General features: G+C 65.9%; 19 protein-coding genes. 3 read left to right on the top strand and 16 right to left on the bottom strand.

The features are described from left to right. From QMB55_RS08965 to QMB55_RS08915, 11 genes are all read right to left on the bottom strand, one after another. Positions 1-2,740, bottom strand: a 2,740-nt coding sequence (locus QMB55_RS08965) for a retention module-containing protein (protein ID WP_497588353.1), incomplete at its 3' end; no start/stop codon positions are given. Between the two features lie 114 nt (positions 2,741-2,854). Continuing rightward, entirely contained in the window at positions 2,855-3,511 is a 657-nt protein-coding gene (locus QMB55_RS08960; protein WP_497588352.1) for a response regulator transcription factor, read from the bottom strand. A gap of 84 nt (positions 3,512-3,595) precedes the next feature. Further along, on the bottom strand, positions 3,596-4,858 hold the full coding sequence (locus QMB55_RS08955) for an EAL domain-containing response regulator (protein WP_497588351.1): 1,263 nt from the start codon (positions 4,856-4,858) through the stop codon (positions 3,596-3,598). Next, complete coding sequence (locus QMB55_RS08950) at positions 4,851-5,927, bottom strand: protein-glutamate methylesterase/protein-glutamine glutaminase (protein WP_497588350.1); 1,077 nt, start codon at positions 5,925-5,927, stop codon at positions 4,851-4,853. The genes QMB55_RS08955 and QMB55_RS08950 overlap by 8 nt, the downstream gene beginning before the upstream one ends. Continuing rightward, entirely contained in the window at positions 5,924-6,790 is an 867-nt protein-coding gene (locus QMB55_RS08945; protein ID WP_497588349.1) for a CheR family methyltransferase, read from the bottom strand. Before QMB55_RS08945 ends, QMB55_RS08950 begins: the two co-directional genes overlap by 4 nt. Positions 6,791-6,827: 37 nt before the next feature. Next, positions 6,828-7,373 carry a chemotaxis protein CheW gene (locus QMB55_RS08940; protein WP_497588348.1) on the bottom strand — a complete coding sequence of 182 codons (546 nt, stop codon included), beginning with the start codon at positions 7,371-7,373 and terminating at the stop codon, positions 6,828-6,830. 17 nt (positions 7,374-7,390) lie between these two features. Further along, on the bottom strand, positions 7,391-9,064 hold the full coding sequence (locus QMB55_RS08935; protein ID WP_497588347.1) for a methyl-accepting chemotaxis protein: 1,674 nt from the start codon (positions 9,062-9,064) through the stop codon (positions 7,391-7,393). A gap of 21 nt (positions 9,065-9,085) precedes the next feature. Next, positions 9,086-11,287: a chemotaxis protein CheA gene (locus tag QMB55_RS08930; RefSeq protein WP_497588346.1), complete on the bottom strand. Its 2,202-nt coding sequence runs from the start codon at positions 11,285-11,287 to the stop codon at positions 9,086-9,088. Beyond that, complete coding sequence (locus QMB55_RS08925; RefSeq protein WP_497588369.1) at positions 11,284-11,625, bottom strand: STAS domain-containing protein; 342 nt, start codon at positions 11,623-11,625, stop codon at positions 11,284-11,286. Before QMB55_RS08925 ends, QMB55_RS08930 begins: the two co-directional genes overlap by 4 nt. Before the next feature lie 49 nt (positions 11,626-11,674). Then, positions 11,675-12,043, bottom strand: a complete 369-nt coding sequence (locus tag QMB55_RS08920) for a response regulator (protein WP_497588345.1) — start codon at positions 12,041-12,043, stop codon at positions 11,675-11,677. A gap of 33 nt (positions 12,044-12,076) precedes the next feature. After that, on the bottom strand, positions 12,077-13,204 hold the full coding sequence (locus QMB55_RS08915) for a methyl-accepting chemotaxis protein (protein ID WP_497588344.1): 1,128 nt from the start codon (positions 13,202-13,204) through the stop codon (positions 12,077-12,079). Between the two features lie 405 nt (positions 13,205-13,609). On the opposite strand from QMB55_RS08915, the gene QMB55_RS08910 reads away from it, so the two are divergent. Then, positions 13,610-15,349, top strand: a complete 1,740-nt coding sequence (locus QMB55_RS08910) for a LysM peptidoglycan-binding domain-containing protein (protein WP_497588343.1) — start codon at positions 13,610-13,612, stop codon at positions 15,347-15,349. Positions 15,350-15,406: 57 nt separating this feature from the next. Here QMB55_RS08910 and QMB55_RS08905 read toward each other — a convergent pair whose 3' ends face one another. Beyond that, entirely contained in the window at positions 15,407-16,327 is a 921-nt protein-coding gene (locus QMB55_RS08905; RefSeq protein ID WP_497588342.1) for a LysR family transcriptional regulator, read from the bottom strand. 108 nt (positions 16,328-16,435) lie between these two features. On the opposite strand from QMB55_RS08905, the gene QMB55_RS08900 reads away from it, so the two are divergent. Then, entirely contained in the window at positions 16,436-17,275 is an 840-nt protein-coding gene (locus tag QMB55_RS08900) for an alpha/beta fold hydrolase (protein ID WP_497588341.1), read from the top strand. Between the two features lie 142 nt (positions 17,276-17,417). Next, a complete protein-coding gene (gene dcuC / locus QMB55_RS08895; protein WP_497588340.1) occupies positions 17,418-18,797 on the top strand; it encodes a C4-dicarboxylate transporter DcuC in 1,380 nt (459 codons plus the stop codon). A 52-nt stretch (positions 18,798-18,849) separates the two neighbouring features. Here the strand turns inward: dcuC and QMB55_RS08890 are convergent, their stop codons facing one another. From QMB55_RS08890 to QMB55_RS08875, 4 genes are read right to left on the bottom strand one after another with little or no spacing between them, the layout of a single operon-like run. After that, entirely contained in the window at positions 18,850-20,859 is a 2,010-nt protein-coding gene (locus tag QMB55_RS08890; protein WP_497588339.1) for a dipeptide ABC transporter ATP-binding protein, read from the bottom strand. Positions 20,860-20,863: 4 nt separating this feature from the next. Then, positions 20,864-22,276 (bottom strand): ABC transporter permease, encoded by a 1,413-nt coding sequence (locus QMB55_RS08885; RefSeq protein WP_497588338.1) that lies wholly within the window; start codon positions 22,274-22,276, stop codon positions 20,864-20,866. After that, positions 22,273-23,253, bottom strand: a complete 981-nt coding sequence (locus QMB55_RS08880; protein WP_497588337.1) for an ABC transporter permease — start codon at positions 23,251-23,253, stop codon at positions 22,273-22,275. The genes QMB55_RS08885 and QMB55_RS08880 overlap by 4 nt, the downstream gene beginning before the upstream one ends. Positions 23,254-23,257: 4 nt before the next feature. Continuing rightward, positions 23,258-25,450, bottom strand: coding sequence for an ABC transporter substrate-binding protein (locus QMB55_RS08875; RefSeq protein WP_497588336.1), 2,193 nt, complete (start codon positions 25,448-25,450; stop codon positions 23,258-23,260). Between the last annotated feature and the right edge of the window lie 126 nt (positions 25,451-25,576).

The following is a 25,576-nucleotide window of genomic DNA, read 5'->3' as shown; positions in this document are numbered from 1 at the left end:
CGCCGTAGTTACCGTTGAACGAACCGGTCGTCGTCACCGTCAGCGTCTCGACATCAACGTCGCTGTCGGCCACGTCGCCGAAGGTGCCAAACACCAGGCTGCTGTGATCCAGCGTCTGCAGCACGTTGCCGCTCGCGGCGTTGCCGTCTTCCAGCGCCCAGTTGGTGTCGGCCTTGGCCTCCGGTGCGTCGTTGCTGCCAAAAATGCTAACCGTCAGCGTGGCATCGGCCGGTGCCGTACCGTCGCTCACCGTGTAGTTGAAGACTTCGGTCAGCGCGGGATCGCCCACGTCACGCGCCTGCACGGCGTCGTAGCCACCGGGGTGCCCGGCCGCTGCCGCCGCCGTTTCGGAGGCGTAGAGCGTGTAGGTGTAGGCGCCGGTACCGGTGAGGGTCAGCACGCCGTAGTTGCCGAAGAAGGTACCGGTCGTCGTCACCGCCAGCGTTTCGACATCGACGTCGGTATCCGCCACGTCGCCGAAGCTGCCATACACGCTGCTGTGATCCAGGGTCTGCAGCACGTTGCCACTGGCCGCGCTCGAATCTTCCAGCGCCCAGTTAGTGTCGGCCTTCGCCACCGGCGCGTCGTTGCTGCCAAAAATGCTAACCGTCAGCGTGGCATCGGCCGGTGCCGTACCGTCGCTCACCGTGTAGTTGAAGACTTCGGTCAGCGCGGGATCGCCCACGTCACGCGCCTGCACGGCGTCGTAGCCACCGGGGTGCCCGGCCGCTGCCGCCGCCGTTTCGGAGGCGTAGAGCGTGTAGGTGTAGGCGCCGGTACCGGTGAGGGTCAGCACGCCGTAGTTGCCGAAGAAGGTACCGGTCGTCGTCACCGCCAGCGTTTCGACATCGACGTCGGTATCCGCCACGTCGCCGAAGCTGCCATACACGCTGCTGTGATCCAGGGTCTGCAGCACGTTGCCACTGGCCGCGCTCGAATCTTCCAGCGCCCAGTTAGTGTCGGCCTTCGCCACCGGCGCGTCGTTGTTGCCAAAGATCGTGATCGTCAGCGTCGAATCGGCACCCGTCGTGCCATCGCTCGCCACGTAGTTGAACACGTCGCTCGCCGTTTCTCCGTCGTCCAGGAACTGGGTCTTCGTCGGATCCACCGTGTAGCTGTAGCTGCCGTCGCCGTTCAGGGTCAGCGTGCCGTACAGACCGGCAATCGCAACACCGACATTGCCGGCACTGCCCCCCACCGAGACCACGCTCAGCGTGTCGCCACCGTCCGCGTCCGTGTCAGCCACGTCGCCAAACGTGCCCGACGGCGCGCCCGCATGGGCGAGCGTCTGCAGCACATTGCCGCTCACCGCCACTTCGCCGCCGTCTTCAAGACCCCAGTTGGTGTCCGCCTGGGCCACCGGCGCGTCGTTCGTGCCGGTGATGGTGATCGTCAGCGTGGCCTGATTGGAATTCTGGTAGCCGTCAGTCGCGGTATAGGTGAATTGGTCCTGAAGCGTGTCGCCGTCATCGAGGGACTGGATCGCATCGCTCGCGTTATTGAGCGTATAGACGTAGCTGCCGTCGGGATTGAGATGCAGGATGCCGTATACCCCTGGGATATCCACTCCGCCCGGCGGAATACCGACCACGCTCAGCGTATCGCCATCGACATCGGAATCACTCCCTGGGCTGTCGGTGATGACATTGCCCGTAGCCTGTACCAACAAGCCGCCTTCGCCTTCACCGGTCCACCGGTCTTCACCCACGGCATTGACGTCGTTACGCGCCACTGGCGTCGTGTCGTCATCAACAATCCACCCTGTCGCGGTGTTGTTGGCCGGGTCGATCGTGGCATTGGTCGCGCCGGTCAGTATGATGAAGAAGTTCTCGGCACCGGCAAAGGTGTTCGGCCCTTCATCCAAGTGATCGGGAACGATATTCACCACAACCGGGAATTCGGTCGTTCCGGCCGGAATGGTCACCGTTCCAGTCAGCACGCCTTGATAGTCGGTCCCCGGGAGGGCCGCATTGGGCCCGGCCCCGGGGCGGATTTCATAGGTTACCGTCACGTCTTGGTTGAACGGCGTACTCAGGCGCAGGACGAAGGTCACTGTGTTGAAGGCGCTCTCACCATCCGTTCCTTCAGGGATGTACGCATTGTTACCAACGATGGTCGGCAAACTCGGATCGCTCGGGTTTTCGCTGTTGGGGGGTTGATCGACGATTTCGACTGTTACGTCCAGACCAATCGTTACTGCTGGCAAGGGCTCGGATTCAGGTGGCAGGACTTCACCCGTCGGCTGCTGCAGGGCAAAGCCGATCGGCCCGGTCGGGAAACCGCTATTCACCAGCCCTTGCGGGGCCAGTTGATCGACGACGACAAAGCTACTGCCTTCTCCATCACCGCCGCCACCGCCAGCTCCCGGGCCGGCCGCCGTGGCTTCGGTCACCTGCGTCGGGTCGACGCCGGCCGCGATCTTGGCCTGCAGCGACGCCACGTCCTCCTTGGCACCTTCCGATGACGGCGCCGGCGTCGGCTGGAAGACGCTTTGATCGAGGGTCGCCGAGGAATCACGGCCCAGGTCGAAACTTCCTCCGTTGTTGAACTCGACCAATACCGCGCCGGAGGCTGAGGTCAGAATCATGTCGTTCATGAAGACCTTGTCGCCGACCTGTAAGGTGCGGACGACGCCATCACTGCCCGTCGCCGTAACGACGCCGATGACGCTCTTGACGGTCCCGATCGAGGAAACTTTGGCGCCCGATTCGAGCGTCTTGGTGACGATTTGCTTGGCCATGACAGTCCTCCAGCGAAAAAAGGAAAGAGCTAGACCCTCCGTAGTCTAGGGAGGCGCTGGAAGATGAAAATACGACCAAGGTAGGGGGCGGCGCGAAAGCGGCCGCCGCCGGGATCAGGCGGGCGCTTCGCTGGTGAACGCGCTGAGCAGCAACGCGAGCTTCACCCGGCTCGGCACGCCGAGCTTGCGGAAAATGGCTGTCAAATGCGCTTTGACCGTCAGGTCGGAAAGCCCGAGGCGCTGCGCGATGACCTTGTTGGCCACGCCTTCCGCGACCAAGCCGGCGATTTCGCGTTCGCGCGGAGTCAGTCGTTCAAGCATGGGGTTGGCGTTCGCCGCCGGTTTCGGCGCGGCGGCCTGGCGCAACAACAGGAGCATCTCCGGCAAGGCCTGGCGCGACACCCAGACGCCGCCCTTGAGCACGACTTCGACGATCCGCGCCAGCTCAGCCGGCTCCAGCGTGGCGGCGCAACTGCCGGCCACCCCGAGCGACAAGGCCGCCACTTCGGCGGCAACCGAGAACTCGGTACGCGCCAGCAGCACGCGGGCGCGCCGCGCCAGTTGCGCCAGTTCGCCATCCGCCCCGAGGGTTGTGTGCAGCGGGCTGAGGGTATCGACGACGCATAAGCTCAAACGCCCGCGCTCGGCCAGCCCCAGCGCATCCGCAAGGCGAGCGCAGGTCGCGGCATGGTCGCCCGGCCCCAGATGCTCGCGCAACAGAGAACGCCAGAGTTCGAGAAAACGGCGATCTTCGCTGACCAGAAGAATCATCTATACCCTCATCGGCGCCCTCGGCGCAGTCCCCCGCCCAAGACGCCCGGAACCCGCAGCGCAGGCGGCAGCTACGCCAGCAACCTAACGCGCGCGGCTTTCGGCCGCCGTCGGCGCACGCCGGTTCTTTCCGGCCTCCAGATAGGCGAGCAAGGCCTCCTCGGGCAAAGGGGGTGAGAAGTAATACCCTTGCGTCGCCTTATACCCCAGGGCCGTGATCTGGCGCAAGTCGTCTTCAGTCTCGCACCCCTCGGCGACGGAAAAGAGGCCCAGCTGATCGCAGATGCTGATCGCCGCGGTCAGGATCGAGAGCAGTTTGCGGTTCCGGCTGGCGTCGTGGACGAAGGACTTGTCGATCTTGAGTTCGGTAAACGGGCATTTGGCGAGCTGCTGCATCGACGAATAGCCGGTGCCGTAATCGTCCATCGAAATTCCGAAGCCCTTGAGCCGTAACCGGGTCAGGGTGCTCAGGCTGGCCTTGAGGTTGGACATCACCGAGGTTTCAGTCACTTCCAGGGTCAGTTGATCGGGCGAGAGGCCATGCGCATTCACACAGGCCAGGAGTTTGTCGGCCAGGTCCGGCACCACCAGCAACACCACCGGGAGGTTCACGTTCATCGTCAGGCCCGGGCAGATCGCTTCGGTGCGCTTGAGCATGCGCATCGCCGCATCGACCTGGTGGAAAAAATGCGGATACGCCAACTCGCCGGCCTCGATGAAATCGATGAACACGATGGGCGGCACCAAACCATGCTGAGGATGTTTCCAGCGCGCCAGCGCCTCCATGCCGCACACCCGCCCGAAAGCCAGCTCGATCTTCGGCTGGTAGAAGACGACGATCTCGTCGCATTCGAGCGCCTGCCGGAACTCCTCGGTGCTCAGACTGAGCGGTGCGTGTTTTACGGCGTCCTTGGCATGTCGGTCGGGATCGACATTGGCCAGCGCCTTGCACAGCGCGCCGGCCGAAACGGGTTTGGGCAGGATGCCGATCATCTCGAACTCGCTGTTCTCGGCAATCTCGCGCACCGCGCTCAGCAGGCTGGGGTCGACGCCGCTCATCACGGCAACGAAAAAGCGCTGCGAATAACGCCGCTCGATCTCGGAGAGCAGCTCGACCCCGTCCATCACCGGCATGTTGAGGTCGGTGAGGAGAAAATCGATGCCGCGCTCGTTTTCCAGGAGTTTGAGCGCCCCGCGCCCCTCCTCGGCCTCTAGCACACGCGCGAAGCCCAGCAGGTGGAGAATGCGCGACATCTCCATGCGCGTGCTGCGCGAATCGTCGACCACCAGCGCCGTCCGCCCGGCCCATTGGGGCAGGTGGTTGGCTCTCGAACTCTCGCTAATCATCGCACACCGCCTTTGGAATCTGGGCCAGCGGCAGCACGTGGTCGGCCGCCCCCATTTCGATCGCCACGCGCGGCATCCCGAAGACGACGCAGCTCGCCTCGTCCTGCGCCACCGTACGCGCGCCGCTGTCCTTCATTTCCTTGAGCCCGCGGGCGCCGTCGTCGCCCATTCCGGTCATGATGATGCCGGTTGCATTGGCGCCGGCGCACACCGCCACCGAGCGGAAGAGCACGTCGACCGACGGCCGGTGGCGCGACACCAGCGGCCCGTCCTTGACCTCGGCCACGTACTGCGTGCCGCTGCGCACGACCATCAGGTGCTTGCCGCCCGGCGCGATCAGGGCTAACCCGGCAACCAGCCGGTCGCCGCTCGCCGCTTCCTTGACCTCGATCTGCGAGAGTTGGTTAAGGCGGCGCGCGAAGGACGCGGTAAAGGCTTCCGGCATGTGCTGCACGACGGCGATCCCCGGGCAGTCGCGCGGCAGGCGTGGCAGCACGTATTCGAGCGCCTGGGTCCCGCCGGTCGACGTGCCGATGGCGACGATGCGCTCGGTGGTGCGGAACATCGTGCGTCCGCTGGGCGCCTGCAGCATTGCGTCGGCAGTCAGCTTCACCCGGTTTTCCAGCCCTGTGGGCGTATCCGCAGCCGGCCGCAGGTTGGAAAGCCGCGCGCCGCGCGCCGCGCGCACTTCGTCGATCAACTGCTGGCCGGACTCGGAGAGGAAGCTGCGCAAGCCGATCTTGGGCTTGGTGACGATGGCGATGGCCCCGGCCTCGAGCGCCTGCAGGGTCACCGGCATGCCTTCTTCGGCGAGCGAGGAACAGATGATCACCGGCGTCGGTCGTTCGCGCATGATCTTGCGCAGGAAAGTCAGCCCGTCCATGCGCGGCATTTCGATGTCGAGAATGATCACGTCGGGCCAGTCGCGCTGCATGCGTTCAAGCGCGAACACCGGGTCCTGCGAGGCGTGCAGCACCTCGATGTCGCCGGCCTTGGACAGCACCGTGGTCAGCACCTCGCGTACCACGGCCGAGTCGTCGACGATATGCACGCGGATTTTCGCTTTCATGTCCCGTTCCCTCCGTTCCGGCGCAGCGTGTAGAGCGAGGGCCGGAGTGCCGTGAACTCCGTCCGAATGCCGTTGAGCGTCTCGGAATGGCTGATGATCAGCACACCGTCGTGACGCAGGTGTCGGCCGACGTTTTCGAGCACTTCGGCCTTGGTGTCATCGTTGAAGTAAATCATCACGTTGCGCAGGAAGATCACGTCGAATCCGCCGATGTCGGCGGTCGACGCTTCCTCGCTCCCGAGCAGGTTGAATTTCGAAAAGCGCACGTGCCCGGTCAGTTCCGGGACCACGCGCAGCATGTCGCGGTACTCGTCACGGCCGAACATGAAGTAACGGTGCAGCAGGTGAACCGGAACCTTCTGCGCCCGCCCGCGCGGATACACGGCACGACGCGCGTCGCGCAGGACCTGCGTGTTGATGTCGGTGGCCACCACCTCGAAGTCGCACTGGTTGCCGCAGGTTTCCTTGAGCACGATCGCTGCCGTATAGGCTTCCTCGCCGCTCGAACAGGCCGCCGACCAGACGCGGAAGGTACGCTCGCCGCGAGCCATGTGCTGCCTCGCCCGTTCCGCGAGCCACTCGAAATGCGAGATTTCGCGGAAGAAAAAGGTCTCGTTGGTCGACAAGGCATTGACCACGAACTGCCGTTCGGACTCGGCCCCGGGAGCGCTCACCGCCTGCCAGTAGTCGCTGAAATTCTTCAGCCCGAGCTGCGCGACGCGGCGCGAGAGCCGGGCCTGGACGAGCGCGCGCTTGGTCGGTCCGAGGTCGACACCCGAGGCAGCAAGCATGAACTTGCGGAACAGCTCGAATTCGCGCGCGTTGATGTCCGCCACGACGCCTCCGACATTCAGGTTCGACATGCCCGTCCCGCTCCCGACAGGGCTCTCGCGCATCCGTTCATCCGGCCTCCTGCGTCGTCACGTGTTCGCTGATCTGCGCCCGACCCACCTCGTCGGCCAGTTGCGTCAATTCATCGATCGACAGCGCCTGCTGCACGTCGAGCATGACGACGAAGCGGCTGTCGACGGTGGTGATGCCCTTGATGAAATCGTTGCGCAAACCGGTGCCGAAAGAGGGCGTCGGCTCGATCTGCGCATGCGGGATTTCGACCACCTCGCGCACCCCGTCGAGCAGGATGCCGAGCGTCGAGAACTCGCTGTTCTCGTCCAGGCAGAGGATGGCGATGCAGGTCGTCGGCTTGACCTGGGTCAGCTCGCGGCCGAAGCGGATCGAGAGGTCGATGACCGGCACCACCGAGCCGCGCAGGTTGATGATCCCGCGCACGAAGACGGGCATCATCGGCACCGGCGTGATCTCCTCGTACTCGATGATCTCCCGGATGTGATGGATGTCGATGGCGAAAATTTCCTTGCCGAGCACGAAGGTGACGCAGTGCGCCATTCCTCCGCCCTCGGCTGCGGCATTGCTGTCCAGGCGTCCCATGATCGTCCTCCGGCACCCTAGAAGCGCGTGAATTTTTTCGCATCGAGCGGCTCGCCGTCATCCTCCGCTCCGCTTTCGACGGCCCCAACCGAGGCATGCTCGACGGCCGGCGCCTTGCTCCGCCGCACGGCCTTGGCAGCATTGCGAGCGCGCCCGCCGTTCCCGAGGTTGAACTGTTCGAGCAGGTTCTGCAGCTGGCTCGCCGAAGCGCTCACTTCCTCCGCAGTCGCGCTCAATTCTTCGGAAGACGCCGCGGCGTTCTGCATCGTCTGGCTGATCTGGGTCATCGCCTGGTTGATCTGGCGGATGCCGGTGGCCTGTTCGCGCGAGCCGGCGGCGATTTCCTGCACCAGCGTCGCCGTCTGGTCGATGCCCGGCAACATCTCGGTCAGCTGGCCGCCCGCCTTCTCAGCAATGCCGACCGAGCGCCCGGCCAGCTCCCCGATCTCGCGCGCCGCGACCTGCGAGCGCTCGGCAAGCTTGCGCACCTCGACGGCCACCGTGGCAAAGCCCTTGCCGTGCTCACCGGCCCGCGCCGCCTCGATCGCGGCGTTGATCGCCAGGAGGTCGGTCTTGTTGGCGATGTCGTCGATCATCGTGATCCGGCCGGCGATTTCCTTCATCGCATGCACCATGTTGTCCACGGCCTTGCCGGTATCGTTGGCGCCGCCGGCGGTCTTTGAGGCGATGCCGTCGGCGACCTTGGCGTTGTCGGTGTTCTGGTTGATCGTCGCCGACATTTCCTCGATCGAAGCGCTCGTCTCCTCGACGCTCGCCGCCTGCTGCGCGGCGCCCGAGGCCAGGCCCGTGGCGGTCGACGAGAGCTGCTCGGAGGCGCTGAACAGGTTGCTCGACATCAGCCGGATTTCGGACAGCACCTCGCGCTGCTGCCCGACCATCGCCGACAGGCTGGCGAGCAGGCTGGTCCGGTCGTTCGGACGCAGGTCGATCTGCACCGTGAAATCGCCCTGCGCGACGCGCTCGACGATCTCCTTCACCACCGAAGGATCGGCGCCGAGGATGTTGAGGATCGAGCGGATGACCAGCAGCGCGATGACGACGCTGAGCACGACGCCCACCGTGGCGCCGATGATCATCTGCCAGCGCATCGCCGCGCCTTGCGCGCTCGCTTCCTGCCCGGCCACGTCGTTGAGCCGGTCTTCCTCGTCGGCCAGGTTGCGCAGAATCTCGTTGAGTTTGGCCATCTGCGGCGAAGTCACCGCGTTCAGCTCGGCCAGGGCTTCGGCCTCCTTGCCCTGAGTGTCAAACTCGACGAGCTTGTCGATCGAAGCGAAGGCCACCGGCTTCTGGTTGGCGAGCTGGCTCATCAGGTCGCGCTCGCTGGCCGACATCTGCGCCGCGTATTTCTGGAACAAGGCCTTGATCTCGGTTTCGGCCTTCAGGTAAGTCTCGCGCGCCTTGCTCAGCCGCGCCGCACTCTCCTTCTTCTTCGCCGGATCATTTTCCAGCATCAATTGCCGGTACTGGACGCGCATCTCCTGCGCCGAATCGACCATTTTGGTCGCCAGCCGCCCTTGCACGGCATTGATCTGGGTGATCTCGTAAATCTGCTGGTTGATGGTGGACAAGCCGGCCAAAGTCACCGTCACCATGGCGATCAGCACCAGGATGATCAGTCCGAAGCCCAAGCTCAGCCGGCGGGCGACGGTCATGCTTTGCGAAGCGTTCATATTGACTACCTCCTGATGCGGTTAGGACGATGACTGAGGCTTGCCGGCAGCGCCGGATGGATCGGAACACAACTTGTCGGCACGCGCCTCGACGCGGGTCAGGCGCTCGTTGCGCGCGTGGAGCAGCCGCCCCTCGCGCTTGACCGCCAGATGCACGATCTGCGGCACGTCGAGGATCAGCGCCAGCGTGCCGTTGCCCATGATGGTCGAGCCGCTGATGCCGCGCAGCGAACGGAACATCGTGCCGAGCGGCTTGATCACCGCCTGCACGTCGCCGACGAGTTCATCCACCACGATGCCCGCCGTCGACTGCCCAAACTGGACGATGATCACGTACTCCGCCCCGGCGGCAGGCGGGAAGCCGAACAGCTCGCGCAACGAGACGTAGGGAATCCACTCGCCGCGCAATTGCAGCTGCTTGGTGTCGGGCGACATCTCGACCTCGGGCAGGTCGAGGCATTCGGACATCATGTCGAGCGGCAGAACGAAGGCGCTGCCGCCAACTTCGACGTGGAAGCCGTCGATGATCGCCAGGGTCAGCGGCAGGCGGATGCGCACCGTGCTGCCCTCGCCCGGCACGGTGATGATGTTCACCTCGCCGCGCAGCGCCTCGATGTTGCGCTTGACGACGTCCATGCCGACGCCGCGTCCGGAGAGGTCGCTCACCTTCTCGGCGGTCGAGAATCCGGGCAGGAACAGGAGGCCGAGGATTTCCTGTTCGCTCATCGATTTGCCCTCCGGCACCAGGCCGTTTTCCACCGCGCGGGCGAAGATCTTGTGCGTGTCCATGCCGCGCCCATCGTCGATCACGTCGACGACCACCGAGCCGGTGTCGTGGTAGGCCTTGAGGATCAGCCGCCCTTGCCCCCGCTTGCCGCCAGCCAGGCGTTGCTCGAGCGGCTCGATGCCATGATCGATGGCGTTGCGCACGATGTGCATCAAGGGGTCGGTGAGTTTTTCGACCATCGACTTGTCGATCTCGGTTTCCGCGCCGACCATTTCCAGCTCGACGTCCTTGCCCAGGCGCTGAGTCACGTCATGCACCATGCGCGGGAAGCGGTTGAAAATCTCGCTGATCGGCACCATGCGCAGGGTCAGCGCGTCGTCGCGGATGCCCTCGACGAGCTGGCTCAAGACCTCGAGCGACTGGATCGTTTCGCTATCGCCGGACTGGCGCGCATGCACGCGCGAGCTAGCGGTGGCGATCACCAGCTCGCCGACGCGGTTGATCAGCGCGTCCATCTTGGCCGCCTCGACACGGATGAAGCGCGAGGTGTCGGAGCGCTCGGCGCGCCGCCGTTCGACCACCGGCTCGTCGACGGCGACCGGCCGCGCGCCCTGCTGCACGGCGGGGGCAAGCACGGCACGCACTTCGTCGGCGCTGAGGAAGCCCTGCTTTTCCCAGCGTTTCAGGTGCGCCACCGGGTCGCCACCGTAGTTCTCGGCCAGCACCTTGAAGGCGGAGAGCGACGCATGCGGCGGCAGCATGTCGATCGCGCTGTCGTCGGCAATGAACTCGAACGCCTCGCGCAGCCGGGCCTCGTCGGCGCTGCTGTTGAGGACGACTTCGTGCTGCAGCACGCAGTCGGTCGGGTCGAAACTGCTGATCACGTCGGGCTGGCGCAGCAGGGTGAACACCCCGCGCAGTTCGCCCAGGCGTTCGAGGTAGCGCAGGAAGGTGCTGGGGTCGAAGCCGCTGCGGAACAAATCCTCGCCGTAACGCAGAAAGAGGTGCCAGTCGCCGCTGGCCGATGCCTGCGCTTCGCTCGCCGCCGACAGCAGGGTCAAGGGCGCTTCGGCAACCGCTCCAGGCCCCGCGCCGCCGGCGATGGCCGGCGAACCGAAGGCGCGCAACGCCTCGACCAGCGGCACGCCCTGCGGCCCGATGCTCATCGCCTTGCCGACGTCGAGTTCGGACTCGCGCAGCACTTCGCGCAGGTAATCGTTGCAGCGCAGCAGCAGATCGATCAGCGAATCGCTGGCGACAAGGTCGTGCTTGCGCATCCGGTCGAGCACGTTTTCCATCACGTGGGTGAAGTCGACGATGCCGTCGAAACCGAACAGGCCGGACGAGCCCTTGATCGTGTGCGCGCTGCGGAACATCGCCCCGAGCGCGTCGTCGTCGTGCGGGTTCTTGTTCAGCTCGAGCAGCAAGGCCTCGAGCGTCGCGCATTGTTCCTGCGCCTCTTCGAAGAAAACGGCGGTGGCCGGTGTGGTGTTCATGCCTGTCCTTCCTGCGCCGAAACGTCGGGAAAACCGCTCAGGCCGTAGAGGTCGAGCAAATCAGCAAGCTGCGGCGGAACGTCGATGACCTCCAGCGTGCGCTTGTGGATCGCGGCCTGACGCTGAAAGATGAGCAGCAACTGCAGGCCGCAGGTGTCGACCTCCTCCAGCTGGCCGAGGTCGAGCCGGATGAGCTCGCTGTTGAGCAGGGCGAACAGTTCGTCCTTGACCGCATCGACCGCGGCGACGGTCAGGTCGCCCTGCAACACGGCGCTGACCGTGCTGCCGTCGTGTTCTTCGATGAGCCGTTTGCTGCCGCCTTCGTCCATGGGGTCCATTGCGTCCACTCTCGCCTCCGTCTCGTTCGCGCCCGGCGTCGGCCGGCGCCTACGGCAACACCAGCTTCGATACCGCGTCGAGCAGCACCGGCGGCTGGAAGGGCTTGACCACCCAGGCCCGCACGCCGGCCGCCTTGCCTTCGGCCTTCTTGTCTTCGCCGGCCTCGGTGGTGAGCATGATGATCGGCGTGAATTTGTACGCCGGCAGCTGCTTGGCCGCGCGCACGAAGCTCAGCCCGTCCATCACCGGCATGTTGACGTCGGAGACGATCAGGTTGAGCTTGCGACCGTCGAGCTTGCTCAGGGCGTCCTTGCCGTCGCAGGCCTGGATCACGTCGTAGCCGGCGCCCGAGAGCGCCAGACTGACCACTTGCCTGAAACTCACGGAGTCGTCGACGATGAGGATGGTTTTAGCCATGGGGTGTCTCCAGGGCGGTGGCCCGCGCGGGATTTAGAAAAAAGTGACGTCAGTGCTCTGCGGCGTGCTGCGGACTTCACGGGCGTGATGGATGTCGCGCTGCTCGGCGGTGGTGTAGCTGGCTTCCAGCGTCTTCAGCCAGGCCCCGGACTCGGGGATGCGGTCCTCAGCCACGGCCAGCCGCAAGCGTTCGGCGTCGTCCTGGACGTGGCCGAGGATCTGGCTCACCCGGTCCTGGAACTGCAGTTCGACGAGCACGCCGTTGACCGTGCTCTCGACTTCCCGCCCGTTGGCCTGCAAGTGCTCGAGACGCTGCTCAAGCCCGGCGACGCCGCTGGAAAAATCGCTGAGCACGTCGCGCACCACGCCCTGCGCCTGGTCGATCAGCTGCTGCTCGTTCTTGCTGCTCTGGCGCGCCATCTCGATCAGCTGCAGGATCGTGCGGTTGATCGCCGTCACCTTTTCGGTGATGTTGGCCCCGGTCTTGCCCGACAGGCTGGAAAGTTCGCGCACTTCGTCGGCGACCACCGCGAAGCCGCGCCCGGCCTCGCCGGCCCGCGCCGCCTCGATCGCCGCGTTGAGCGCCAGGAGATTGGTCTGCGACGCGAGCTTGCCGACGTCGGCCGCCATGCTCGAGAGCTGGTCGACGAAACGCGTCATCGCCTCGAGTTCGGCCAGGAAGCGCTCACGCGTCCCCTGCGTCGCGCCCAGGGCGTCAAACACGCGCGGCAGCTCCTGCTGCGCCCGCTGCACGCTGCCCACCACGCTCTGCCCGCCGCCGTCAGAGGACATCGCCACCGCTTCGCGCAGCTGGCGGTTGAGTGCGGTGAATTGTTCGGAGAGGCCGTCGATCGCGTTCGCGCTCTGACTGCGCGCCAGCCCGATGTGCTTGCCCCACAACGGCAGCAGACCTTCGAGCAGCTCGCGCAAGTGCGCGGGAATGTGCTCGACCGGCGCGACGACGAGGTCGACCGGCGCCGCTTCGGTCGCGCCCGGGGGAAGGTCCACGCGGCTCAAACGCCAGGCAACCCAAGCCAGCACGCCCGAAAAGAGCACGCCCGCACCGGCACCGAGCCGCCAGTCGGCGGCCAACCAGACCCAGGCCGGCAACATGCAGAACGCCAGCCCCCACAACACCCCAACGATCGTCTTGCCGCTCATCGCCTTGTCGTTCCGTTCGTTGCGTTGTGTTTCGTTTCCATCGCCCGTAGGCCAGTCTAGGAACGCCGGCAAGGCCCAACAATACGTAATTCCCGCCGATCCTTCGAAAAAACCCACGCTTTCCAACAAAAAACCACACTCGCCGCAAAGGCCCGTCCACTGGCGCTTTCAGCGCCGCCCGCTCGCCCCTCCGCGGCGCTCTTCCGCCGCCCCGGCTTTGCCGTTCCAGGCTTTCCCCGAGGCGGCCAGGGCTCGATTGGGGCACAGCCCCCCCTGGTAAACACCTGTTTGGGCATGGGTTATAATCCGCCGCAGTCTGCCCGGCACCCTGCCGCCTACGTGCCGGAACGGAACCCAAGGGGGAACGCCGTCCGCTTTCCGGGCGAAAGAACAAAGAAGGAACGGATGTCGCACAAAACCGCACTCTTGACGCTCAGCCTGCTGACCTGCGCCGCCGCGCAGGCCAGCGGCGAAACGCCGCTGTCGCTGTCGCTCACGCTTGAGCCGTCCTTGAGCATCGCCCAGCCCGCGTCGCCCGTGGACGCCGCGGCCGCCCTGCCGCCGCTCAAGGTCAACGAGCTCAAGCTGCCGCCGGCGCTCGTCCCGGGCGTCGACCTCACCCAGCAGCCGCCCGTGTACCTGACCAAAGTGCCCGAGCCGACGATGGAGCTGAACGACGAGGACATCCTGCCCCGCCTGCGGCGCGGCTTCGGCATGGCCGACATTTCGTCCGACCTCGTGCTCTACCACCAGCAGTGGTACATGAACCGGCCCGACTACATGCGCCGCATGGTCGAGCGCAGCAGCCGCTACCTGCACCACGTGGTCGAAGAACTTGAAAAACGGGGCATGCCGACCGAGCTGGCGCTGTTGCCGATGGTCGAGAGCGCCTACAACCCGATGGCCTACTCGCGCGCCAAGGCGATGGGCCTGTGGCAGTTCATCCCCGCCACCGGCAAGCGCTACAAGCTCGACCAGAACTGGTGGAAGGACGAGCGCCGCGACATCATCGCCTCGACCACCGCCGCGCTCGACTACCTGCAGACGATCTACGAGATGCACGGCGACTGGCACCTGGCGCTGGCCTCGTACAACTGGGGCGAAGGCGCCGTCGCCCGGGCGGTGGCCAAGAACCGCGCGCGCGGCCTGCCGACGGATTACGAGAGCCTCAAGATGCCGAACGAGACGCGCAACTACGTCCCCAAGCTGCAGGCGCTCAAGAACATCTTCAATTCGCCGGCGATGATCGCCGAACTCGGGCTGCCGACCATTCCCGACCGCCCCTACTTCGCCACGGTGATCAAGAACGCGCACATCGACGTCAAGCTCGCTGCCGAGCTGGCCGAGATGCCGGTGCAGGAATTCGTCGCCCTCAACCCGGCGCATAACCGCCCGGTGATCCCGGCCGACACGGCGCTGGTGATCCCGGCCGACAAGCTCGAGACCTTCCAGAGCAACCTTGAGGACCACAAGGAACAGAACAAGCCGCTCTCCGCCTGGCAGGCCTACACCCTGCGCCCGGGCGAGAAGCTCGAGACCGTCGCCCCGCGCTTCGGAATGACCGTCGCCCGCCTCAAGGAAGCCAACGGCATCAAGGGCCGCATCGCCCTGCCGCCGGGCTTCACCCTGCTCGTCGCCGGGCAGGAAGGCGGCGAAGCCGTCGACATGGAGGCGCTGCCCGAGCAGCCGCGCCTGCCCGACCTCAACCACGATCGCGGCGGCAAGACGGTGACCCACACCGTGCGCCGCGGCGAGACGCTGCCGACGATCGCCAAGCGCTACGGGATGAGCGTCGCCGAACTCAAGCGCAGCAACGGCCTCAAGTCCGACCGCCTGGCGGCCGGCGCCAAACTTGCCGTCGCCGCGCCGGCTGAGCGCAAGCCCGCCGTCGAACGCAGCAAGCCCGAAGCCAAGGGCGGCAAGGCCGCAAATCCGCAGAATACGCAGACGGCAAGCAAGAAGGCGACGACCAAGGTCACCCGCTACACCGTCAAGCGCGGCGACACGATCAGCTCGATCGCCCGCCAGTTCAAGGTCGACCAGGACGACCTGCTGCGCTGGAACCGCGTCACCGCCAAGACCCTCGCCGCCGGCCAGACGCTGACCATCCAACTGGCGCAGAACCCGGGCGCCGACAAGCGCTGAGGATTCTCGGACAAGGCGGCGAGCAGGCGAAGGCGAATGCCAAAACCCTGCTCAGCCTTAGCCCGCATCGACCCTTTCGACCTCCCCCGGCACGAGGCGCCGTTCGATCTCCTCGCGCAGACACTCGGAAAACGCCTCGGCCAACGGGTTCGGACGGCCTTCGCGTGCCCGGATAATCCCGAAGTCGAACCACCGCTCGGGGCGTAAGGGGCGCAGAACGACCTCGGGCGTCAAAAAGGCCTGTACGCTCAGACGGTCGATCAGGGTAAGCCCGGCGCCCTCGATCACCAGCCGAGTCGCCATCTGCGAGGACGAGGTCACCACCCGATAGCAGGGCTTTACACCGCAGCTGGCGAATATTTCGTCAACCTGCTCCCGGAACTGAAGTCCAGGCATCTGGGCGATCAGTCGCTCACCAACGAGGTCGGAACCGTCGATCTCGGCCTGGGCAGCCAGCCGGTGCGTTGCCGGCAGAAGCACGCCGATCCGCACGCGCACCAACGAACGCCCCACCGCCGCACGATGGCCCACCGGCGTCCCACCGACGCCAAGGTCATACTCCTTGCCGGCGATCCACTGCTCCATGTCGCGCCGGTTTTTCAGATCGAGCGAAACATAGACCTCCGGATGTCGCCGGCCGAATTCGGCCACGGCCGGACAAACCAGGCTCATCGCCACACGCGGCATGGTCACGAGGCGCAGGCGTTGAATGCCGCTGCTGCGGATCTCGCTGGCGATGCGCGGAATGTCGTCGAGGTTGGCCAGGATGCGACCGGCCTCCTGCAGGAAGGCCGCCCCTTGCTCGGTCAGCACCATACGCCGTCCGTCGCGCAAAAACAGCGTCAGTTTAAGTTCGCTCTCGAGCAGGGCGATCAGCCGGCTGACCGCCGGCTGGCTCAGGCAAAGGGCTTTTGCCGCGGCGTTGACCGACCCTTCGCTGACCACCAGACGAAAGGCACGCAGGGCCTTGATGTTCACTCAACACATCCGTTTTTGTTATCAACCAATAGATTCTATGCATAAAGGTGATAACAAAGCCAATGCTATATTTTTTGGCATCGACTCCAACCCAGTGAAATCGCGGCCATGACTCAGCCCCTCAGCACCTTCACCGTCCCGCTCCCGGAACTCAAAACGGCCCAACTGACGCACGGTCGACTCACCTACCGCGAAACCGGTGAAGGAAAGAAGCGCCAGAACCTCCTCTTCCTGCACGGTTTGCTCGGCAACGCCAAGAGTTGGAGCTATCAGTTCCAGGACCGCAGCCTCGGACAAAATTATCGCCTGATGGCCTGGGACGCCCCTGGATTTGGCGGTTCCGACCTCGTTGAAGCACACATTGATGCTTACCTCGCCGCGCTGGCCGAATTCGTCGACCACGTCGCTGAAGGGCCGATCTTCCTCGTCGGGCATTCGATGGGCGGGACCCTCGCCGCACGTTATGCGGCACGCTACCCCGAGCAGGTCCGCCGACTCGTCCTCTCATGTACCCATCCGGGCTACGCCGAGCCTGAAACCGCCCCGATGTCGGAAAAGTTCGAGAACCGCATGCGCGAATTCGCCGAACTGGGCGCGCCAGCGTATGGAATGCGACGGGCACGCGATCTGCTACCCGAGTCCTGCCCGCCCGAAACGCTGGCCCTGGCTGCGGAAGTCGCCAGCGAAGTGCGCCCAGAAGGCCTGCGCCGTGCGACACGCATGCTGCAACTGGCGGACAATCGCCCCTTGCTGCCCTCGCTCTCGATGCCGACCCTGATTCTCACCGGTGCGTCCGACCGGGTCGTCCAACCCCGGCTACAGGCCGACCTGCTGGCGCTAACCCCCCATGAGCGGCACATCAACATGCCCGGACTCGGACACGGCCCGTACTTTCAAGCCCCGGAGTATTACAACGGATTGATTGCCGACTTCCTGCAGCACGCTTAACGCACCGCCCATTTCCAAATCATTCCAGATCATTCGTGACAGACGACATGCCGCAGAAGGCGCAAAAAAGTCCGCAAGGCGGCTTCGACACGGTCACAGGACAATTTTTAAAAGAAAGTAAACGCCCATCGGAGGGAACCCCATGCTCAGCCTGATCCTCGGCATCGCGATCACGGCCATCGCCGCACGCCTGATCATCCGGAATTACCACCCGCAAACCGTGCTGCTCCTCGCGGGTTTGACGCTGCTCACCCTGACCGTCGCACTCTTCCCCGAACAGTCGATCCTCTATCAGAAAGCCAAAAGCGTTGGCTGGACGGGTTTCGACATTTTTGCTTTCGTGAAGAATTCGCTGACCACCCAGATTGCCGGCATCGGCCTGATCATCATGGCCTCGGCCGGCTTCTCGGAATACATGGATCACATCGGCGCAACACGAGCCATGGTCCGGCTTTGTGTCAAACCGCTGACCTATTTCAAAGCGCCTTACGTCCTGCTTGCCGCCGGCTACGTCCTGGGGCAATTACTGCACATCGCCATCCCGAGCGCCGCCGGCCTCGCCATGCTGCTGCTCGTCACCCTGTTCCCCTTGATGGTCTCCATCGGGGTCAGCAAGCCCGCCGCGGCAGCCATGATCGGTTTAAGCGGTTTCATGGACCTCGGCCCGGCGGTCGGGACCGCCAACCTTGCCGCCAAGACGGCAGGCATTCCAACTGCCGTCTATTTTGTGAAACACCAGATTCCGGTCGCCCTTGGCGTCATCCTCGTCGTCACCGTACTCGTCTACTTCACGGCCCGTTATTTCGACCGCAAAGCGGGGCACTGCATAGCCCCTCAGGAGGTATTGCCGCCAGATCAGGCAAAAGAGGAGGATGCACCGGGTTTCTACGCGCTCATTCCGCTCCTGCCGATCGCCTTGATCGTGGTGTTCAGCCCGTTGATGGTGGCCCACATCGCCATGGATGTGGTCACGGCCATGATCATCGGCGCCTGTGCGGGACTCGGCTGCGAACTCGTCGTCAAACGTGACGTGCATGCCGCCTTCAAGGGATTTCAAGCCTACTTCGCCGGCGTCGGCAACGCGTTCACCAGCATCGTTTCCCTGCTCGTCTGCGCCGATGTCTTCGCCCAGGGACTACAGGCGCTCGGCACGGTCAATGCCTTGATCGACCTCACCCAGCACGCCGGTTTCGGTTTCAACGCCATGTCGGTGGCCATGACCTTGATGGTCTGCGTCACCGGCGTCATCACTGGCTCCGGCGTCGCCGCCTTCTTCGCCTTCAATGGTCTGGCACCGGCCATCGCCGCCAAATACGGGGTCAGTGCCGTGACCATGATCTTGCCGATGCAACTCATGGCCGGCATGGGCCGATCGATTTCCCCGGTCGCAGGGGTCATCATCGCAGTCAGCAAAACGGCGGGCTGTTCGCCTTTCGAGATCGTCCGCCGGACCGCAATTCCGGCCATCGGCGGCATCGTCACCATGCTGGCCCTCAACTACCTGCTCAACGGCCACGCCTGAGCCAAAACCAGAGCGGTCGTCTCACGCCTCGATCCGGTAAATCAAAGCCAATTCAAAGTCGGTGGCAATGCACGACGTGCGTCGCTGACAAGCGCGTCGCCTCCGGGTAGCTCGCCCGACAGGCGTCGTTCGCCTGCGCGCAGCGCGGGTGGAAGTGGCAGCCGGCCGGCGGTGCGGCGGGCGACGGGGTCTCGCCTGGGAGGCGTTGGACGGCTTTCTGATCGTCCAGACGCGGGCTGGGCACCGCAGCGAGCAACGCCTGCGTGTAGGGATGGCGCGGCGTGCGCAGCACTTCGTCGACCGTGCCGCGCTCGACGATGCGCCCGAGGTACATCACCGCCACGTCGTGCGCGAGGTGGTCGACGACGGCGAAGTTGTGGGTGATGAAGAGGTAGGCGAGCCCGAGCTCGTCCTGCAGGCCGCGCAGCAGGTTGAGGATCTGCGCCTGCACCGAAACGTCGAGCGCCGAGGTCGGCTCGTCGCAGACGATCACCTCCGGTTGCACGGCCAGCGCCCGTGCGATCGCGATGCGCTGCCGCTGCCCGCCCGAGAATTCGTGCGGATAGCGCTGCGCCGCACGGGGATCGAGACCGACCTGGGCGAGCAAGGCGGCGATTGCGGCGTCGAGTTCGGCCTGCGGACGGGCGCCTTCGGCGAGCGCGGTCATGCCCTCGGCAATGATTTCGCCGACCGGCAGGCGCGGGTTGAGCGAGGCGAACGGGTCCTGGAAGATCATCTGCAGGCGGCGGCGCAAGGGGCGTATCTGGCCGCGAGAAAGGCCCACGAGTTCTTTCCCGGCCAGGCGCACCGAGCCGCCCGTGGGCTTGATCAGTTGCAGCACGGCCTTGCCGACCGTCGTTTTGCCGCAGCCCGATTCGCCGACCAGCGCCAGCGTGCGCCCGGGCGCGAGGGCGAGCGAGACGCCGTCGACGGCGCGCACGTGGCCGACGGTGCGCTTGAAGAGGCCGCGCTTGATCGGGAAGTGAACGGCGAGGTCGGCGACGTCGAGGACCGCGGTGGAGACAGCGACAGCGGAAGCGTGCGCAGTTTCGATGCGCGTTGCCGGCGCAGCGCCAAGGGCGGGGGCCAACGACTCGGCCAGGTGGCAACGTACACGCGCCTCCGGACGGCCCGGGAGCGCCCGCAGTGCGGGCGCTTCAGCCCGGCAGCGCGGCACGGCTTGCGGGCAGCGCGGCGCGAAGCGGCAGCCGGAAGGCAATTCGTCGAGCGCCGGCACCTGGCCGGGAATCGTCGCCAGCGTGCCGCCGCGCGTGGCGAGGTCGGGCAGCGCGGCAAAGAGCATGCGTGTGTAGGGGTGAGCCGGCGCGCTGAAGAAAGCCTCGCGCGGCGCTTCCTCGACGATCTGGCCGGCGTACATCACCGCCACGCGCTGCGCCATGCGCGCCACCACGCCGAGGTCGTGGGTGATGAGCAGCATGCCCATGCCGCGTTCGGCCTGCAGTCGACGCAGGAGGTCGAGGATCTGCGCCTGGATGGTGACATCGAGCGCCGTCGTCGGCTCGTCGGCGATCAGCACGCGCGGGTCGGCGGCGAGCGCGATGGCGATCATCACCCGCTGCTTCATCCCGCCCGAGAGCTGGAAGGGATATTCGCCCAGCCGCCGCTCGGCGTCCGCAATGCCCACGGCGCTCACGAGCTCAAGCGCCCGCGCGTGCGCCGCGGCACCGGAAAGGCCGCGGTGGCGGGCGAGCGCCTCGCCGATCTGGCGCCCGACGGTGAGCACCGGGTTGAGGCTGGTGGCCGGTTCCTGGAAGATCATCGCCAGCCCGCCGCCGCGCACGTCGCGCATCGCCGCTTCGGGCAGGCCGAAGAGGTCTTGCCCGGCGAACCGGACGTCGCCGCCGAGCACCCGCCCGCCCGGCGGCATGAGGCGCATCAACGCCAGCGCGCTCGCCGACTTGCCGCAGCCCGACTCGCCGAGCAGGGCCAGCGTCTCGCCGGCGGCGAGGTCGAAGGAGACGCCATCGACGGCGGTCAGCACCCGTTCGCCGGCGACGAAGCCGGCGGAAAGGTCGCGGACGGACAACAGGGGCGCGGTCATCGGCTCAGCTCCGGCGCGGATCGAAAGCGTCGCGCACGGCGTCGGCCAGGAGGTTGGCCGCCAGCACCAGCGTGAACATGAAGACGAAGGCGGCGGCCAGCGACCACCACACCATGGGTTCGCGCGCCAGTTCCATGCGCGCGTTGTTGATCATCGTGCCGAAGCTGATCATCGTCGGATCGACGCCGATGCCGACGTAGGAGAGCACCGCCTCGGCGAGGACCAAGCCGGAGAAATCCATCACCAGCGCGACGATGACGAGGTGCATCAGGTTGGGCAGGATGTGGCGGCTCAAGATGCGCGCGTCGGAGACACCGAAGGCTTGCGCCGCCTGGATGTAGTCGAGCTCGCGCAGCTTCAGTGTCTCGCCGCGCAGGAGGCGGGCAAGGCCCGTCCACCCGCTTAAGCCCAGGATCACGCACAGCGCCAGGAGGCGCAGGTCGGCGCGCTCGGCGGCGGTGGCGAACCATTCCGGATGGGTGTCGATCACGACCTGCATCATCAGCACCGCGGCGGCGATCAGCAGCACGCCGGGAATCGAGCTCAGGGTGGTGTAGAGGTATTGCACGACATCGTCGACCCAGCCGCGGAAGTAGCCGGCGAGCACGCCCAGCAGCACCGAGAGCGGCAGCATCACGAGGGTGGTGACGAGGCCGATGACCAGCCCGGTGCGAATGCTTTTCAGCACTTGGTAGAAGACGCTCTGGCCGACCTTGTCGGTGCCGAAGACGTGGTAGCCGGACGACAGCGCCAGCAGCGGCCCGAACACGGCCAGCAGCACCGCCAACGCGAGCAGCACCGCGTTCCAGGCGAAAACCGTCTCACCACGCGCCAGCTGTCCGCAGGCGGCGCGGAAGGAGGTGCCCGAACGCCGCGCCAGACGGGCCGCGCAGCCGGCCGCCAGGGCGCACCAGAGCAGGGCCGCAGCCCCGAGCCCGAGAAGGGAGAGGCGCAGCAGGTCGGCGCCCCAGCCGGCTTCGTCGGCCAGATGCGCGCCGCCGTAACGCAGGCGCGGAAACTCGCGCTGCTGCACCGGTCGCCCGTCCGGCCCGGCGACTTCGACCGTCTCCTTGGCGTAGGCGCGGGTGGCGAGCGGCGCCGAGTAGGTTTTCTCGTTGCGCGCGCGCAGCGGTTCGGCAAGGGCATCGAGCAGCGAACGCACCTCAACGGCGTAGGCCGTCTTCTGCCCCGCTTCGCCGGCCAGCGGCGGGCGGTAGTGCAAGGAGTCGAGCAAGCCGATCGCGATGAAGGCGGCGAGCACCGTCGCCGCCGCCATGCCCGGTCGGCTCTGCCCGACGCGAGCGAGCGCCGCGCGCACCAGCGGCAGACGGCGCGCGCGCCAGAAGAAAGCCCCGACCCCGACGGCGAGCAGCCAGATCAGGGCGTCGGTCCACAGGAGCACGGGCATGAAGTTCATTTTTCGAAGCGCACGCGCGGGTCGACGAGGGTGTAGGAAATGTCGGTGAGCACCAGACCGACGATGTACAGCACCGAACCGATGAAGACCATGGCGCGGACGACGGCGAAGTCCTGCGCGGCGATGGCGTCGATGGTGTAGCTGCCGAGGCCGGGAATGCCGAAGAAGGATTCGGTGAGCAGCGAGCCGAGGAAGAGCGAGGGAATCAGCACCACCACGCCGGTGAGGATGGGGATCAGCGCATTGCGCAGCACATGCCCGAACAGCACGCTGCGTTCGGACAAACCCTTGGCGCGGGCGGTGCGCACGTAGTCCTTGCCGATTTCCTCGAGGAAGATCGTACGGTACCAGCGCGCCGAGGCGCCCAGCCCGGCCACCACGCCGATCAGCACCGGCAGGATGAGGAATTTCCAGGCATCGAGCTCGCCGCTGTAGCCCGAGATCGGCACCAGCCGCCACAGTTTGCTGATGAGGTACTGCCCGCCGATGATGTAGAAGAGGCCGGAGATCGACATCATCGCCACGCACAACACGACGCCCCAGAAGTCGAGCGGCGTCGAGCGGAAGAAGACCAGCAGCAGGGCGAAGGCGACGGTCACGTACAGCCCGAGCAGGAAGGTCGGCAGGGCGATGGCCAGCGACGGCCCCATGCGCGCGCTGATCTCGCGTGCAATGTCGCGCCCGTCCTCGGCACGGCCCAAATCGCCGATGAACATGCGCGCCGATTTCTCGAAGAAGATCGTCTCGGTGACGGCGCCCGCGCCGGAAGCAGCCGGATTGATGAACAGCGGCTTGTCGTAGCCGCGCTCGGCCTTCCACTTCTCGATCGCCTCGGGCGTCACGCGTTTGACTCCGAGCTGCATGCGCGCCATGTCGTCGGGCGTGTTGACCATGAAGAACAGCGCGAAGGTGATGAGGTTCACCCCGATCAGGATCGGGATGGCGTAGAGCAGGCGGCGGACGAGGTAGGCGAACATGGGATCAGCTCCGCGCCGTGCCGCGCTCGCGGCGGCGGTAGGCGCGCACGGCGGGGACCACCGCCGCGGCCAGCGCGGCGAACAGGAGAGCCAGCGGCCAGAACACCGGCGCGTTCCACTCGGCGCGCCGGCGCTGGCGCTCGGCGGCGTCGATGCGCTGGTACTTGAGGATGTTGTTGCCGACTTCGCTCGGCTTGCGGCTCTGCAGCCAGGTGTGGGCGAGCGTGTAGCGCTTGGGGTGGAAGCAGAAGATCCAGGGCGCGTCGCGCTGCAGGATGGCCACCATGCGCGCGATCAGTTCGAGCCGGCGGGCCGCGTCCGGCCCATCGCTGCGCATGTCCTTCATCTGCGCGAAAAGGCGGTCGAATTCGGGATTGACGTAGTTGGTACGGTTCTCGCCGCCCGTACCGCCGGCTTCGCTGCCGGCGAGCAGGAAGAGGAAGTTCTCCGGGTCGGGATAATCGGCGCCCCAGCCGAGGAAGAAAATTTGCACCGCGCCGCGTTTGAGTTTGTCCTGGAAGCGGTTGAAATCGGTGGCGCGCACCACGAGCTGGATGTCGAGTTTGGCGAACTGGCGCGTCAGCCAGTCGCTCATCGACTTGTCGCCCATGCCGCCGCCGGTGGTGTCGAGGTAGAGAACCAGCGGCTCGCCGCTCTTGGCGTCGCGGCCGTTCGGCCAGCCGGCTTCGGCGAGCAGGCGCCGCGCGGCCTCGACCGGTTTGCGCTTGGGCTGGCCGTCGACGAGGTCGTAGACCACCGGGTTGAAGTCCGCCGCGCCGGCAATCCCGGGCGGGATCGGCCCCATCGCCGGAACGCCCCGCCCGTTCATGAAGATCGACAGGTACTCCTCCTGGTCGATGGCGATCGACAGCGCCTGGCGAAGCTTGCGCGCCCGCTCGGCGCCGACGCCCCCCGGCCCGGCGCCGCCGACCGTCGCGTCGAGCATGTTGAAGCCCATGTAGAACAGCGAGGCACGCACCGAAGTGATGAGGCGGATGCCTTTGTCGCGCATCTCATCGGAGATCTGCACGTCGCCGCCAACGCTCATCCGCACCGCCTGGTCGAAGCTGTCCGAGGCGATGCCCGAGGCGTCGTAGTAGCCCTGCAGGAACTTGTTCCAGTACGGGATGCTTTCCTTCTCGCGGGTAAACACCGCCTGGTCGATCTGCGGCAGCGGTTTTCCGCAGTCGTCGAGCAGCCCGTCGGCGCGGTCGCTTTCCTCGCCCTCGCAGGGGTAGGTTTCACCGCGATAGTTGGGGTTGCGGGAGAGCACCATGCGCCGGTTGGGGTCGTTCTCGGTCAGCATGTACGGCCCGGTGCCGACCGGGTACCAGTCGAGCGTCAGGTTCTTTTCGGCCATGCCCGGCTGGCCGTAGAAGCGGTCGGCGTCGCGCGGCACCGGCGCGAAGAAGGGCATTGCCAGCCAGTACATGAACTGCGGGTAGGCGCCCTGGAGGCGAATGCGGTAACGGTAGCGGTCGAGGCGGGTAACGCCTTCGAGCGGATAGCGGTCGAGGTCGAGCCAGGCGTCGGCGGGCTCGGCCTTCGCCGCTTCGCGCAGCGCGCTGCCCAGCGCCTTCAGGCCGACGATGCGTTCGGCCATCATGCCGTATATCGGCGAATGCAGGCGCGGATGCGCGAGGCGCTTGATGCCATAGATGAAGTCGTCGGCGGTCAGCTCACGCGTGCCCTGTTCGGTGAAATCAGCCAGCGTATTGATGCCGCTCAGCGCCTCGCGGTCGAGGTTCTGGTAGCGGGGCTGGCCGCTCGCGTCGAGCGCGAAGGCCGGATGCGGCTGGAAACGGATGCCCGGCGTAATGGAAACGTCGTACTCGCTGTAGGCGACCTGCGCCGGCGGCGCATCGTCCGGCAAACGCTGTCCGCGGGCGTCGAAGAGGCGCACCTCGGGCATCGCCGCGGCGCTGCCGGGAATCAGCGTGTAGGGGCGCTTGAGGTAGTGGTACTGCAGCGGCGGCTCGTAGATCTGGCCGGTGAACACCGACTCGTCTTCGGCGTAGGACTGCGCCGGATCGAGGTGCTTGGGCCGCTCGGTAAACGCCGAGTAGAGGATGTTGGCATGGCGCTCGCTCGCCGGATAAGGATCATTCAGGGGATCATTCAAAGGACCGTCTCGCCCGTCGCCGCAGGCGGCGAGCAGGACGAAGACGGGCACGAGCAGGAGGCGTCGAAGCAACATGAGGCGAAGTGTAACGCGACTTTGTTGTCGCAGCTTTCCGTCGACACGTGGATTCGCGCTGCGCCGCCGGATGCCATGCGCAAAAGCTCGCCACACGCCGTGCGGCCGACTTCGGCGCAGGCGCCA

Origin of the sequence: Propionivibrio sp., from assembly GCF_041441355.1 — a bacterium.
Taxonomy (GTDB): domain Bacteria; phylum Pseudomonadota; class Gammaproteobacteria; order Burkholderiales; family Rhodocyclaceae; genus Propionivibrio.
Note: the sequence above shows the minus strand (reverse complement) of the source record. Positions and strands in the feature narration are given on the sequence as shown.